The following is a 15895-nucleotide window of genomic DNA, read 5'->3' as shown; positions in this document are numbered from 1 at the left end:
CACCTCTGTATAAATGCATTACATTATGATAATATAATGATTTAGTGACAATAAGATGACAACAAGATTAATAAATTGTAAATTTAACAGAACGTTTGTTTTCATATATTATTTTTGCTATAATCAATAATATTAATGACAAATGAAAAATTGGCAAGTTTTTTTGACAGACTAGGAGGTAAATTATGGAACAATGGAATAATAAAACATCTGTTTATGATGTTAATGCCTTAACTTCTCTTGAAAAATTAGAACCTGTTAGAGTAAGACCAGGCATGTATATAGGTTCCACGGGTAGTAAGGGATTACATCACTGTATATGGGAAATTTTAGACAATGCCATAGATGAAATTTCTAATGGATTTGGAGATACAGCTGTGGTGATTTTAAATAAAGATGGAAGTGCTAGCATTAAGGACAATGGAAGAGGAATACCAACGGGGATACATCCTGTAAAGAAAAAATCAGGTGTTGAAATGGTATTTACTGAGTTACATACTGGAGGAAAGTTTAATAATGATGTGTATAAAACCTCTGGAGGACTTCATGGTGTTGGTGCTGCTGTTGTAAATGCGTTGTCAAGTTGGCTTGAGGTTGAAGTAAAACAGAATGGACATATATACAGTCAAAGATTTGAGTATAGATATGATAAAGGATTAAAGAGAACAATGCCGGGAACTCCAGTTGATCATTTGAAAGTTGTAGGAGACTCCAGTGAAACTGGTACGAAAGTAACATTTATGCCGGACAGAAATGTATTTTCAAATATTGAATTTAAGATAGATATTATAGATGAAAGACTTCAAGAACTTGCATTCCAAAATAAAGGAATAAGTTTAAAACTAGTAGATAACAGGGGAGAGGAAACTGTAGAAAAATATTATCATTCAGAAAATGGATTGCTGGATTTTATAAGATATCTAAATGAAAGCAAAACTGTCCTGCATTCTGATCCTATACTATTTGATGGTGAAAGAGAAGTAAATGGAATAAATATGTATGGTGAAATATGTGCGCAATTCACAGAATCCACTTCAGAATATATAGCAAGTTATGTGAATAATATTCCAACAACAGAATCGGGAACACATGAAAGTGGTTTTAAAACTGGAATGACAAGAGCATTTAAAGAATGGGCCAAAAAATTGAATCTTTTAAAGGAGAAGTCTAAAGAATTCGATGGAGATGACTTAAGAGAAGGAATGACAGCTGTAATTAGAATAAAAATAACTGATCCGATTTTCGAAGGACAAACCAAGACAAAACTTGGGAATGCAGAAGCTTATACTATGATGAATGATTTGAGTTATACTAAGTTTTTTGAATGGATAGAAGACAATAAGGATATGGCAACGTTGATTATAAATAATGCCCTGTATGCTGCTGCGAGAAGGGAAAAAATAAAAAAAATAAATGATGCTGAAAAGAAAAAAATAGGAAGAGGTACTGCACCGCTTGCAGGTAAAATTGCGGTTTGTACTATAAAAGATTCATCCGTGTGTGAATTTATCGTTGTCGAAGGAGATTCAGCTGGTGGATCAGCTAAACAGGCAAGAGATAGAAGATTTCAAACTATAATGCCATCTAAGGGAAAAATTATGAATACAGAGAAACAAAATCTTGAAAACGTGCTTGGAAGTGAAGAATTAAAAATGTTTAATACGGCTATAGGTACGGGTATACTTGAAAATTATAATGAGGATGATTTGAAATATGATAAGATAATTATAATGTCTGATGCAGATGTTGACGGATTTCATATAAGAACCCTGTGGATGACATACATATATAGATATATGAGACAGCTTATAATGAATGGACATTTATATATAGCCCAGCCGCCTTTATACAAGGTCTATAAAGAAAATAAAGGTAAAAATATTGTAAAATATGCGTATGATGAAGAAGGACTTAAAAAGGCCAAAAATGAAATTGGAAGGGGAGTTCTGATTCAAAGATATAAAGGACTTGGTGAAATGAATCCTGATCAATTATGGGAAACTACACTTAATCCTGAAACGAGAACACTTGACAAAATAACAATAGATGATGCGGCAAAAGCTGAGAAAATGGTATCGCTTTTAATGGGTGAAGTTGTTGCCCCTAGAAAAAATTATATGTATAAATATGCGGAATTTTAAAAGGAGGATAATCTGTGACAAAAAAGATAAATATACCAGTTGATAAAAATATAGTTCAAATACCTTTAGAAGAGGCTATGCCTGATAATTATCTTCCATATGCAGTAGATGTTGCAAAGGAAAGAGCTATCCCTGATGTAAGGGATGGTTTAAAACCTGTGCATAGGAGGATAATTTATGGAGCTTATATGCTTAAAGCATTTCCAGATAGACCTTATTATAAATCTGCAAGAATAGTTGGAGATATTTTGGGTAAATATCATCCTCATGGAGATTCATCTGTTTACGATTCAATGGTAATTCTTGCACAGAATTTTACAACAAGAATGCCGCTTATAGATGGACACGGCAATTGGGGAAGCCAGGATGGCGATTGTGCAGCTGCAATGCGTTACACGGAAGCCAGACTTACAAATATTTCAATGGAAATGATAAGGGATATAGATAAAGATGTAGTCGATATGGTTGATAACTATTCTGGATCTGAAAAGGAACCAGAGGTACTTCCGTCGAGATATCCTAATATACTTGTAAATGGATCATTTGGTATAGCAGTTGGACTTGCAACTAATATACCACCACATAATTTAAATGAAGTCATAGATGCATGTGTTGCTATAATTGATAAACCCGATATAGATACTTGTGGATTAATGAATTATGTTAAAGGACCGGATCTTCCTACAGGTGGAATTTTAATAGGGAAAAATTCACTTTTGTCTGCATATGAAAGTGGAGAGGGAAAGGTAACACTAAGGGCTAAAACTAATATACAAAGACTTGATAATGGTAGACTTGGAATAGTAATTACTGAATTCCCATATAGGAGAAGCAAAGCAAAATTACTTCAGACTATTTCTGATATGACAGCTGATAAAAAACATTCTAAAGTATTGGAGGTTATTTCTGATATAAGAGACGAGTCAGATAGAACTGGAATAAGAGCTGTTATAGAGTTTAAGAAGTCTGTAGATATGGGAACTGCTGATAAAGTCCTAAAGTATCTTTTCAAAAAAACTGATCTGCAGTGCAATATCTCATTTAATATGGTTGCGCTCGCGGATGGAAAACCACAGACTATGGGACTTAAAACTATATTAAGACATTATGTAGATTATCAAAAAGATGTTGTAATGAGAAGAACTACGACCGAATTAAATATAGCTAAAAAGAGATTCCATATAGTAGAAGGGTTTATAAAAGCAATTGGTATAATGGATGAGGTTATAATTACAATAAGATCGTCTAAATCTAAAAAAGATGCACAGAAAAATCTTATAGATAAATTTGGATTTACAGGTATACAGTCAGAGTCAATACTAGAACTTATGCTTTATAGACTTACAGGTCTTGAGATAAAAACATTTGAAAAGGAATATAATGAGCTTTGCAGGAAGATAAATAAATTGCAAAAAATATTGAGTAGTGATAGGGAATTATTTAAACTTATAAAAAAAGAACTTTTGGAAATTAAAAATAAATATGGAGATAGCAGAAGAACTTCAATAATTGAAAATGATAGTGAAGCTAAGATTGAAGTGGAGGATATTATAGTTGACGAAGATATTGTGGTAACACTTTCAAATGATGGATTCATAAAAAGAGTTTCATTAAGATCATACAATCGTTCTAATCCTAGTGTTTCCGACATTGAATATAGAGAGGGTGATTTTAGCAAATTTTTAATAAAATCTAATACAAAACATTCTCTAATATTTTTTACTAATAAAGGAAATCTATATAAAGTCAGAGGGGTAAATGTGCCTGAATTTAAATGGAAGGATAAAGGTGAAAAGATAGATAATATAATAAAGGGAATAGATCTTGATCAAGAAAGAATAATAGCCGTATACAGTATCAATGACTTTCATGATCAATTTCAATTTGTTTTTTTCACAAATAAGGGTGGTATAAAAAAGACATCTCTTGAAAGATTTGATACAACATATACTAAAATAATGGCACTAAAATTGAAAAACAATGAAGAACTTTTAAATGTGCATATATTTGAAGAAAGCAAAAGATATATATATATAAAGACTAAAAATGGATTAAATTTTACTATTGAAATACCTGATATATGTGAAATGGATAGAAATATAATGCCATTTCAAATGTTTAATCTATCTAATAATGATGAAGTCAATTTTATGAAATTTGTAAATGAATGTGAAAATAAAAGTTTTGAAATTATAATTGATAGGAATGGAATTCTAAAATCTAGAAGAGATAAAAAGTTAACAAAGAATAGTATTAAACTTTGTACTGATTCATCGAGCAGGATATTAATATTTACAAAAGATGGAGAAGTATATTCTATAAATGCACGCATGCTGCAAAATATTGAGGATGGTATAGACATTAAAAATATATTTAATGGACTAAAGAAAGATAATATTTTAAATATTTTTTCAATAAATAAATTTAGTGATGAAGAATATATTTACTTTTTCACAAAATATGGAATGATAAAGAAAACATCACTGTGTGAATTTAATGGAAATTATGATTTGAGTACAGCTTATAAATTTAAAAGAGATGATGACAAATTAATTGGAGTCTATATATCAAATGGGAATAATGAAAAAGTAATATTAATTACCCAAAAAATGATGTGCATAGAGTTTGAAACAAATAATGTAAATCCTATGGGTAAAATTGCATCAGGAGTTACTGGCATAAATTTAAATGAAGATGATGAAGTTATTTTTGTATCACTTTTAAGTGAGAGAGATTTAAATAGAAAATTATTATTAAAATTAAAAAAAAGTCAAAAAATTACTGTAAATATTAGCGATATTAGAGTTCAAAATAGAGCTGGAAAAGGTAAAAAGCTCTTCTTAATTGATACGAAGGATCAGATTATAAGTATAAATATAGTGTAAAATGTAAATACATAGTTAAAATTAATTAATTGTTTCTTGTATGTGTTTTAAAATTATTGAAAAATTTATTATTGACTTTTAGAATGTTAATTAGTTATAATATTTATGTATATCGAATATATATTTTGGCAGAGATTACGAGTAGCCATATGCTTTTAAAAGTCTTTTGAAAAAAAGATTTATTTTAGCATATGGCTTTTTTATTTGTTTTAAGTGTAACCGGTTACAAATTATATATTTTTTATTCATTTATAATTGAAATGGGAGGTTATATTATGTCGCATTATTTGGCAGAATTTGTGGGTACTGCAATGCTTGTATTTTTAGGAGATGGTGTCTGTGCTAACTGTACTCTTGCCAAAAGTAAAGGTCAAAACTCAGGATGGATAGTTGTAACCATTGGTTGGGCTTTTGCAGTTGGAGTTCCTGCATTTTTATTTCAGGATTTTAGCAATCATTTTAATCCTGCATTAACTATAGCATTTGCTGTTATTGGTAAGTTTCCGGCAGCCCAGGTTCCTGGTTATGTTGTAGCTCAAATGCTTGGAGGTGTGGTTGGAGCAACTCTTGTTTGGCTCGCTTATCTTCCTCATTGGGCAGAAACGGAAGATAAATCTGCAAAGCTCAGTATATTTTGTACTATACCGGCAATAAGAAATTATCCAGCTAACTTTTTGACAGAGTTTTTGGCTACAGCTGTTCTTGTATTCAGTCTGGCTACAGTAGGTACAGTCAAAGTAGCTGATGGTATGGGGGCAATTGTGGTTGTAAGTGCAATCATCTTTATTTTAGGTGCTGCACTTGGTGGACCTACAGGATATGCAATGAATCCAGCAAGAGATTTATCACCTAGGATTGCACATGCAATATTTCCTATATCAGGAAAAGGAGATTCAGATTGGGCTTATGCTTGGATTCCGGTTTTTGGACCAATAATAGGAGGAATTGCAGGAGCATTACTTTTTGCAATGATATTCTAAATTAAGTAACCACCAGATCATCTAATAGATTATTGCAAAATTCTAATGTGTATTATATAATTACGTTATTATATTTATTATATATTTATTATATATTTATTATATATTTATTTGGCAGAGATTGGGAGAAGCCATATGCGTTGAAAGTCTTTTATGTATAAGAGATTTTTTTGCATATGGTTTTTTATTTTGATTTAACCGTAGGCGGCTACTAATCATATGCTTTTTACATAATTCGGAGGTTCATACTCTGGTAATATAATTCAAGATAATAATGAAAAGGAGTCCTTTTAAATGATAAAATTGAAGGATATTTTGCTTGAAAACCCCATAATAGCGGCTATTAGGAATGATGATGATCTAAAAAATGTTCTAAAAAGTGATGCTATAGTTATATTTGTATTATATGGAGATATTCTGAATATAGGTCATATTTGCAATAAACTTAAGGAAAAAAATAAAACAGTGTTTGTCCATGTTGATTTAATTGAAGGCCTAAGAGGGGATTCAGCAGGAATTAAATATGTAAAGGAAAATGCTAATCCAGATGGTATAATAAGCACGAAAGCGTCCAATATTAAATATGGACATAATTTAGGCATGTATACCATTCAGAGAATATTTATAATAGATTCTCTTTCGTTAAAGACAGGAATAAAAAACATTCATGAGACTAGTCCAAATGCGGTAGAGGTAATGCCTGGAGTTGCAAGTAAAATAATAAGTAATATGGAAAAAGAAATAAGTACTTATATAATTGCAGGAGGACTCATAAAGACAAAAAAAGATGTCATAGACTCATTATCGGCAGGTGCACTAGCGATATCAACTACGGAAAGGACTTTGTGGAATATGCAGTAAAGTGAAAAGTCAATTTATTGACTTTTCCGTTCAGATCCAAATGAAAACGTTACTAATTTATAAGGGGAGATGGTAAACATGGCAAAATACATTATGACATTAGATCAGGGGACAACTAGTTCGAGATGTATAATTTTTAATGAGAGAGGACTATCTGTAAGTGTGTCTCAAAGAGAATTTAAACAAATTTATCCGGAAGCAGGATGGGTTGAACATAATCCTATGGAAATATGGGCTACCCAATTTTCTGTTGCTTCTGAGGCTTTGTTACAAGCAGGTATAGATGCTAAGGATATTTTAGGCATTGGCATTACTAATCAAAGGGAGACTACAGTGGTCTGGGATAAGAGAACAGGTCTTCCTATATACAATGCAATAGTATGGCAGTGCAGAAGAACTGCTGATTACTGTGATGAACTTAAAGAAAAAGGTATAGGTGACATGATAAGGAAAAAGACGGGGCTTGTACTGGATGCTTACTCTTCAAGTACGAAGGTAAAATGGATTTTAGACAACGTACCTGGAGCGAGAAGGGAAGCTGAAAGAGGAAATCTTGCCTTTGGTAATATAGATACATGGCTTATATGGAATCTTACAAAAGGAAAAGTATTTGTAACTGATTATACTAATGCTTCGAGAACAATGCTTTTCAATATACATGAATTGAAGTGGGATAAGGAATTGTTAGATTTGTTTGACATACCAGAAAGTATGCTTCCAGACATAAAACCTTCAAGTTGTATATATGGAGAAACTGATGAGAGTTTATTTGGAACAAAAATTCCTATAGCAGGTGATGCAGGCGATCAACAAGCAGCTTTATTTGGACAGACGTGTTTCAAACCCGGAACTGCTAAAAATACTTATGGTACCGGATGCTTTCTTCTTATGAATACTGGTGAAAAGGCAGTAGAATCAAGGAATGGATTATTGACTACAATAGCAGTCGGAATAGATGGCAAGGTTGAATATGCATTAGAGGGAAGTATATTTATAGGGGGAGCAGCTATACAGTGGCTCAGAGATGAACTTAGAATGATAAAATCAGCTCCGGAATCAGAAAAATATTGTACGGCAGTAGAAGATACAAATGGTGTATATTTAGTTCCTGCTTTCGTTGGAATTGGGGCACCATATTGGGATCAGTATGCTAGAGGAACAATTGTAGGTCTTACAAGGGGGGCAAAAAAAGAGCATTTCATAAGGGCCACGGTAGAATCACTTGCTTATCAGACTTATGATGTACTTAAAGCTATGCGTGAAGATTCAGGAATAGACCTTCAGGCACTTAAGGTTGATGGAGGAGCTTGTGCTAATAATTTCTTGATGCAGTTCCAATCAGATATATTAAATGTTCAAGTTGATAGACCAGAAGTAATAGAGACAACTGCGTTAGGTGCTGCATATCTTGCTGGAATAGCAGTGGGATATTGGAAGGATAGAGATGAAGTATCACAAAACTGGGCATTGTCGAAAAGTTTTGAACCTACTATAGATAATAGTAAGAGAGAAGAACTTATTAAGGGGTGGCATGAAGCAGTGAAGCGTTCAATGAATTGGGCGAGATAACTAATTGAATTCGTAATAACATGAATATAAGGTTCTGTAGTATATATTACTTCAGAATCTTTTGTTTTATTATAGATTTAGTAGTTATACCACTCATTATATGATTTAAAATTATCTATAAAGTGATGTGCAATGGTTGATAAATAATGACTTTTAAGCCATATAAGTGCCACTTTAGTTTCAAGTAATGGGTCATTTATCTCTTTAAATTTTAGATCTCTTGTTTTAACAAGACAGATTGTTGATTTAGGAACAATTGCTACACCGAGTCCATTACAGGCCCATGTAAGCATAGACCTTATATCGTCACTCGTACAAAATATATTTGGCTTAAATCCAAAGCGTCTGCATGAATCCAATATTCTTTTTTCATATCTTTGATGTATTATAAGTGGAGTATCTTTTATATTTAAAAGGGATATTGAGTTTAAATCTTTTATATCCTCCCATGACCATTTTGAATTACCTACAGCTATCATAGGGTCACTTGAAATATTACCCGGTTGAAGCATATATTCATAAATACTAGAATTAAAAGGGGTTCTTAGTATACCTATTTCTACAATATTATCATTTAGTAATTTCATTACCTTAAAACTATCACCTTCGAATATTCGAAAATTGATATTTGGATACTTTTGATTAAAAGTATGAATATGCTGTGGTAAAATTGTTGCACCTAATGAGGCAACTGTACCTATGTTTAGAGTTCCATGTAGTCCATCACCTAAATCTTTTAATTCTTTTGATGTGGATTCGATTAAATTAATTATCTGTTCTGCACGAATACGTAATATGTTTCCAGCATGAGTTAACTTTATGTTTCTACTTCCTCTTTCGAATAATTGTACATTCAATTCATCTTCAAGCAATTTTATTTGATGACTTAAGGGTGGTTGAGATATGTGCAGTGTTTTTGCGGCAGCAGTTATTTGTCCTTCTTTAATTACTGCAAGAAAATATTTAAGCTGTCTTATATCCAAAAAACTATCACTCCCTGAAACGAATATATTTTTTTTATATAAAATCATATTTATTAGGTATTTTTATTATTACTCTACTTTATGTATAATGATATATGAATTAAAAATTTAAGTCAAATGGGGGACTCGTGATGAAAAGCGGATATATAGATATTTTTTTATCAACAATTTTATTTAGTACTATGGAAATAGCATTGAAATTGATCTCAAATCAGTTCAATCCTATACAACTAACTTTCTTAAGATTTTTAATAGGAGGGCTGATATTGCTGCCACTTGCGCTTAAAAATACTAAAAATGGTTTTAAAAAAGAAGATATAAAATTTTTTGCGTTTCAAGGATTCATTTGTGTTGTAATAAGTATGGTATTTTTTCAACTCGCTGTACAGTATGGAAAAGCATCAATAGTTGCAATATTATTTAGCTGTAATCCTGTATTTGTAGTTTTACTTGCTTATTTTATAATAAATGAAAAAATATATAAATCTACCATTGTGTCTCTAGTGATAAGCATATTAGGCATGTTATGTATAATGAATCCAATGAATATGACAAACAATATATATAGTGTAGTATTTGCAATTTTAGCAGCTGCGACTTTTGCTTTATATGGAGTAACTGGCAAGAAAAAAAGCAAAGAGTATGGTGGAATAGCTCAAAGTTCATTTAGTTTTATAATGGGAAGTTGTGAAATGTTAATAATAATGCTTATAACAAAAATAGGTTTTGTTTCTAATTTTCTTTCAAGTCATGGACTAAAGATGTTTTCAGATATACCAATTTTAAAAGGTATTACGCTTCAAAGTTTGCCAAGCTTGATATATGTCGGAGTATTTGTAACTGGACTTGGATATACATTCTATTTTTTGGCCATGGAAAAAACAACTGCTGCCACGGCCTCATTGGTATTTTATATTAAACCTGCTTTAGCTCCTATTTTGGCGTTGTTAATATTAAAAGAATACATTGCTATAAATACTATTATTGGCATTATTTTAATCATTATAAGTTCAGCTATAACTTTTGTATGCAATAATAAAAGAGCTAAACAAATTAAACTAAAAGAAGAAACTGAAAATGGCAAAGAATATGCATAGTATGCATATATTGCGTATTAAGCATTGATCATAGATATATGGTTATAAGGACAAACTCAACTCACATCGCAGAGGTATACTCACAAACTTTGGCACTCTAAAAAAGTTTTAACATCTCTAAGCTTGTCTTTTAAAAATTTAAACAGATTATACAAACTCGCTTTGCTCAAACATATATAATCTACTAAAATTTTTCTAAAAGACTTCGACAAGAGATGTAAAAAACTTTTTAGATGTGCCTTCAGTTTCCAGGTATACCTCTGCGGTGTGAGTTAAGTTTGTCCTTATAAGCTATATATTTAAACCAGGTTATATGCTTAATAAGTGAAATATCACCTTCAAGGGTTCTAGGGCGATTAGCCTTTGTAATTTATACTATAATTACAATTTTAAACATATATTGAAGTAATTAAAAAAATCTGAATAAGATCATATTTTAAATGATATCCGGGACTTTAAGGTTTTCCACAGCACTTTGTCAAAATTTATAGAAAAGTTTTAGATGTGTCTTCGGCCTTACAGTATCCTACTACGTAAGAATTCTACTTATGTTTACATCAAATACTTAACATACCAATAAAAGTATATAAGTGATTTTATAACTTTATGTAAATTTGATAAACTTTCTGAATATAATTTCGCCTTTAAGGGTTTATGGCGATAGCCATATTGATTTAAAAGTCCTTTACTCCATTTAAACCTAAATCATATATAATCTCACTCATTTTCTTGTATAGTATTCGCAACTTACATTATAATTCCCATGATTGTATTCTCTTTATAAAGGTTTTACGGACGTAGTCCCTGTATACACAGCATTAATCCCGGAGGGATATTTCAAAACTACAGAAGTTATAATAAATAACGAAATCTTTCCCGGTAAAAGATTAAATATATTTAAAATTAAAATAACCTACCCTTCATAAGAAAAACAGAACACCCTAACGGGTTTGAAGGCTTACAGCCTTCCTTTATCTAAAATTTTAGTTATCTTAACGGATGTCTAAAACTGCAATTATAGTATAAATCAATATGGCTATCGCCATAAACCCTTAAAGAAGAAATCATATTTATCAAGTTTACATAAGTTATATAATTATTTATATACTTTTATTAGTATATCAAGCATTTATTGATTTAAGTATATAACTTATAAGGACAAACTGGACTTATAGCACCATATATCTATGATCAATGCTTAATACGCAATATATGTAATTTATGAGTAGTGGTATATTAAATATATAAAATAGTGATAGGAGTGTGATTAGATTGAAAAAAGCATTGGTATTATTTGCAGATGGATTTGAGGAAATTGAAGCATTGACAGTAGTTGATGTACTAAGGAGAGGAGGAGTTAGATCAGTTATTTGTTCCGCAGATGATAATAAGTGTATAAGTGGGGCACATGATGTGATTGTAAAAAGTGATATGTCATTATGTGATATAGATGAAAGTGAATATGATGCACTCATAGTACCTGGAGGTATGCCTGGAGCTGAAAATTTAAAGAATAATGACAGAGTTATAAATCTCATAAAGAAATTTAATAATGAGAATAAGATTTTAGGTGCAATATGTGCCGGACCAATAGTGTTTGAAAAAGCTGGAATATTGGGTAATATGAAAGCTACTTCGTACCCGGGTTTTAAGGAAAAGCTTAATGCTCGAACTTATATAGAAAATGAATTAGTAGTACAGGATGGAAATATAATAACTAGCAGAGGACCTGCTACGGCAGCATATTTTTCACTTAAAGTATTAGAAAATTTGGAAGGGAAAGGTGTCTCTGATTCTGTGAAAAAGGATATGTTAATAGATTTTGTTGAAGATATTATTTAAAAATTTTTACATGATTATATTTGGCAGTATCTCCAGAGGTATAGACTAACTTTTAACTATAAAATAAATAAAAGATTCAGAATATATCTATTTTAAAGCTATGATTAGAAAAGTTGAATAAAAGGAATATAATAGCGGATAATTATTATTAAGATAAACTTTTAAATAAGAAACAACTGACAAATAGATTTAAATGGGTTATGTTAAAAAAGTCTAATGATATATAATCATTCACAATTAAAGATAAAATTTATTATTATCTTTAGAGGTGTGAATGATGAAGATTAAATTAGAAAAATTAATTATTGGAGAAAGTTTAAAGACGGAACAATTAAAAAATCAGAAATTTAATGTGTTCTGGGGTCTTCCAATTATGTCTAGTGATGCTATATCATCGGTTGCTTACGCTGGAGAAGAAATATTGATTGTACTTATACCAGTTTTAGGTGTAATGGCATATAAGTATATGTTCTATGCATCGATGTGTATAGTAGCATTATTATTTCTTTTGGTGTTTTCTTATAGACAGACTATAGATAGTTATCCGAATGGTGGAGGTGCCTATGTAGTTGCCAGGGATAATTTAGGGACAATATCTGGACTTATAGCTGGTTCTGCGCTTTCAATAGACTATATACTTACGGTTGCTGTTAGTAGTTGTGCCGGGACAGCTGCTATAACATCAGCAATTCCTTGGCTTTTATCTTATAAGGTTGCTATAAGTATATTTCTTATAGTTTTTATAACGATTGGAAATTTGAGAGGAGTAAGTGAATCATCCAAAATCTTCGGAGTTCCAACGTATCTATTTGTAATTTCTGTGGTTATTATGATGATAACTGGTATTACTAAGGCACACTTAGGTGTTCACATTCCTGAGCCAATTTATGCGGTTCCAAAAGCTACTGGTAGTATAGGTTTATTTTTGTTTTTACGGGCATTTGCATCAGGATGTACAGCTTTAACAGGAGTAGAGGCTGTAAGCAATGGAATTCCAAGTTTTAGGAAGCCATCTCAAAAGAATGCTAAGGTAGTTCTTGAATTACTGGCACTTATTATATTTATAATGTTTGGAGGAATAGCATATCTGGCAACTATATATCATACGGTTCCCAATGCAGATGTAACAGTTGTTGCTCAAATTGCCGCACAAGTTTTTGGCCATAAGAGCCTGATGTTTTATGTTATTCAGACTACAACTGCAGTGATATTAATTATGGCAGCTAATACTGCTTTTACAGGACTGCCTTTGTTATTGGCTCTTATGGCAAAAGATGGCTTCGTCCCAAGGCAGTTTTCAAAAAGGGGTAAAAGGCTTAGTTTTTCAAATGGTATAATAGTTCTAGCTATGCTCTCATCTTTATTGGTACTGATTTCCAAAGGAGATGATCATATACTTCTTTCCATGTATGCAGTTGGCGTTTTTATATCATTTACATTGTCACAGTCAGGAATGTTTGTAAAATGGGTTAGGGAAAGAACTATTGGGTGGAGGCATAAAGCGCTTATAAATGGTTTTGGTGTAATAGTAACCTTTTTTACAGTAATATTACTTGGTGTAACAAAATTTATGCTTGGAGCATGGATGATTTTTTTACTTATACCTATGATAGTTATTTTGATGTTAAAGATAAAGCATCATTATATGGAGGTAGCGTGTGAGTTAAAGCTTAGTGTAGATCAAAGACCAAAAAATATAGACATATCCATGCAGAAGAGATATGTAATTGTACCAATAGATACTTTGAATAAATCATTTTTAAAGGCATTCAATTATGCTAGAACCATATCTGATAATATAATAGTATTTCATGTTTCAGTAGATGATGATGTAACTAACAGACTTTTAAAAAAGTGGGATCAGTACAATCTTGGGGTACCTATAGTTGTAAAGAAATCACCTTATAGAAGTATACTTGAACCACTAGTAAAGTTTATAGAATCAGAAGAGTATTCTGCGGGAATAAATGATACAATAACTGTGGTGATACCACAGTTTGTAGTTAAGAAATGGTGGGGAAATATACTTCATAACCAAACAGCATTATTTATTAAAACTATGCTCATTAGAAGAAGAAATATAGCTTTAGTTACAATACCTTATATAATAGATAAATAGAGAGGGAGGAATATCCTCTCTTTTTAGTGTATAATTGAATATTAGATATAAGGATAGAGGTGTAATTTTGGAGAAAATTGTTTTGAATAATAGAATAATTTTAATATATACGCACAGGCCAGGTGAATTGACCTCTTTTTGTATAGGATTTAATGCAGGAGCTTTAGAAGAAAATAAAAGATTTAGTCTTGGAACGGCACATGCAGTGGAACATATGATATCAAAAGGTAGTAAAAAAAGGAATGAAAAAGAAATAAATAGATTGTGTGACAGCATATTTGGATTTGAAAATGCAATGACTAATTTTTCTTATGCTGTATATTACGGTACATCACTATCAAGTAATTTTGAGAATGCATTTGAAGTGTATTCAGATATGCTTATGAATCCCGTTTTTCCACGTAAGGGATTTTATGAGGAAATGAATGTTATATTGCAAGAATTAAAAGAATGGAGGGAAAATACTTATCAATATTGTGAGGACAAAGCTTTATATAATGCTTTTTCAAAAAAGAGAATTAAATTTCCAATAATTGGGAGTAAAAATAGTGTAAGTTCAATATCCTTAGATGAAATAAAAGACTTTTATGATGAATATTACAGTCCACATAATTGTGTTATAAGTGTTTGCTCCTCTTTGAAACTTGAAGAGATATTTTGTATAGTTGATAAATACATGGGAAATTGGAAGAAGAATTTTAGTGGATTGGATATGGATATCTGTGAGAAAAATACATCGAATATTATTGTCGAAAAAATGGCACTGCTAGAAGGTGCTAAGATACAGTATATATTTTCAATAGATAAACTTAATATAGAAGAATTTAAAAATTTAATGTTATTTAATACTGCTTTTGGAGATGGATTGAGCAGTATATTATTTGATGAAATAAGGACAAACTATGGGCTTGCATATGATGTTACAAGTAGAATTAATTATGACAGAGGTGTTAAATTTTTTACTATAACTATGGGAACCTCAAAAGAAAATGTAGAAAAGGTTTTAAATTTAACAAACTTAAAAATAGATCAAGTGAGAAATGATTATTCATTTTTTAATGTAGATAAAATAAATTATCTGAATAATAGAATAAAGATAAAAAAACAGTTAAGACTTGAAAGGGCAATACAACTTTGTAAGGATTTGACATGCGCAGAGTTGATGTATAACTCTGCTGAGTTTGTATATGATGAGGTTAAGGATCTTAATAAGATATCATCTAAAGGTATCATAGATACAATAAATAAAATTTTAGATAATCCATTTATACAAATAATTAAATGAAAAATACATAGGGTTTTAGGCGTAGACTTGTAAACCCTATATTATTTATTGTAAAATAATATTTATTATGTAGAAAGTATATCAATTTTGGATTATAATGTATCTATTTAATATAATAATTGTTTAATTTATT

Annotated in this window: 10 protein-coding genes; 9 read left to right on the top strand and 1 reads right to left on the bottom strand. The window is 30.8% G+C overall.

Annotated elements, in window-relative coordinates:
• Positions 1 to 185 precede the first annotated feature (185 nt).
• The 5 genes from D4Z93_RS09465 (at position 186) to glpK (ending at position 8436) form a co-directional block, all read left to right on the top strand.
• Positions 186 to 2141: a DNA gyrase/topoisomerase IV subunit B gene (locus D4Z93_RS09465; protein ID WP_119972993.1), complete on the top strand. Its 1956-nt coding sequence runs from the start codon at positions 186 to 188 to the stop codon at positions 2139 to 2141.
• Positions 2142 to 2155: 14 nt separating this feature from the next.
• Positions 2156 to 5026 carry a DNA topoisomerase IV subunit A gene (locus tag D4Z93_RS09460; RefSeq protein WP_119972990.1) on the top strand — a complete coding sequence of 957 codons (2871 nt, stop codon included), beginning with the start codon at positions 2156 to 2158 and terminating at the stop codon, positions 5024 to 5026.
• 275 nt (positions 5027 to 5301) lie between these two features.
• Positions 5302 to 6006 carry an MIP/aquaporin family protein gene (locus D4Z93_RS09455; RefSeq protein WP_119972987.1) on the top strand — a complete coding sequence of 235 codons (705 nt, stop codon included), beginning with the start codon at positions 5302 to 5304 and terminating at the stop codon, positions 6004 to 6006.
• A 297-nt stretch (positions 6007 to 6303) separates the two neighbouring features.
• Positions 6304 to 6867, top strand: a complete 564-nt coding sequence (locus tag D4Z93_RS09450) for a glycerol-3-phosphate responsive antiterminator (protein ID WP_119974297.1) — start codon at positions 6304 to 6306, stop codon at positions 6865 to 6867.
• A 78-nt stretch (positions 6868 to 6945) separates the two neighbouring features.
• Entirely contained in the window at positions 6946 to 8436 is a 1491-nt protein-coding gene (gene glpK, locus D4Z93_RS09445; RefSeq protein WP_119972984.1) for a glycerol kinase GlpK, read from the top strand.
• A 77-nt stretch (positions 8437 to 8513) separates the two neighbouring features.
• Here glpK and D4Z93_RS09440 read toward each other — a convergent pair whose 3' ends face one another.
• Entirely contained in the window at positions 8514 to 9419 is a 906-nt protein-coding gene (locus D4Z93_RS09440) for a LysR family transcriptional regulator (RefSeq protein WP_119972982.1), read from the bottom strand.
• Positions 9420 to 9550: 131 nt separating this feature from the next.
• Here D4Z93_RS09440 and D4Z93_RS09435 point away from each other — a divergent pair, with 131 nt between their 5' ends.
• The 4 genes from D4Z93_RS09435 (at position 9551) to D4Z93_RS09420 (ending at position 15762) form a co-directional block, all read left to right on the top strand.
• Positions 9551 to 10516 (top strand): DMT family transporter, encoded by a 966-nt coding sequence (locus tag D4Z93_RS09435; protein WP_119972979.1) that lies wholly within the window; start codon positions 9551 to 9553, stop codon positions 10514 to 10516.
• 1272 nt (positions 10517 to 11788) lie between these two features.
• On the top strand, positions 11789 to 12358 hold the full coding sequence (locus tag D4Z93_RS09430; RefSeq protein WP_119972977.1) for a DJ-1 family glyoxalase III: 570 nt from the start codon (positions 11789 to 11791) through the stop codon (positions 12356 to 12358).
• A gap of 277 nt (positions 12359 to 12635) precedes the next feature.
• The gene (locus D4Z93_RS09425; protein ID WP_119972974.1) at positions 12636 to 14477 is read left to right on the top strand and encodes an APC family permease; all 1842 of its coding nucleotides are present in this window, start codon (positions 12636 to 12638) and stop codon (positions 14475 to 14477) included.
• Between the two features lie 67 nt (positions 14478 to 14544).
• On the top strand, positions 14545 to 15762 hold the full coding sequence (locus D4Z93_RS09420; protein WP_119974295.1) for a M16 family metallopeptidase: 1218 nt from the start codon (positions 14545 to 14547) through the stop codon (positions 15760 to 15762).
• The last annotated feature ends 133 nt before the right edge of the window (positions 15763 to 15895 follow it).

This window comes from Clostridium fermenticellae (assembly GCF_003600355.1).
GTDB lineage: Bacteria > Bacillota > Clostridia > Clostridiales > Clostridiaceae > Clostridium_AV > Clostridium_AV fermenticellae.
This window is presented reverse-complemented; position numbering and strand designations above follow the sequence as displayed.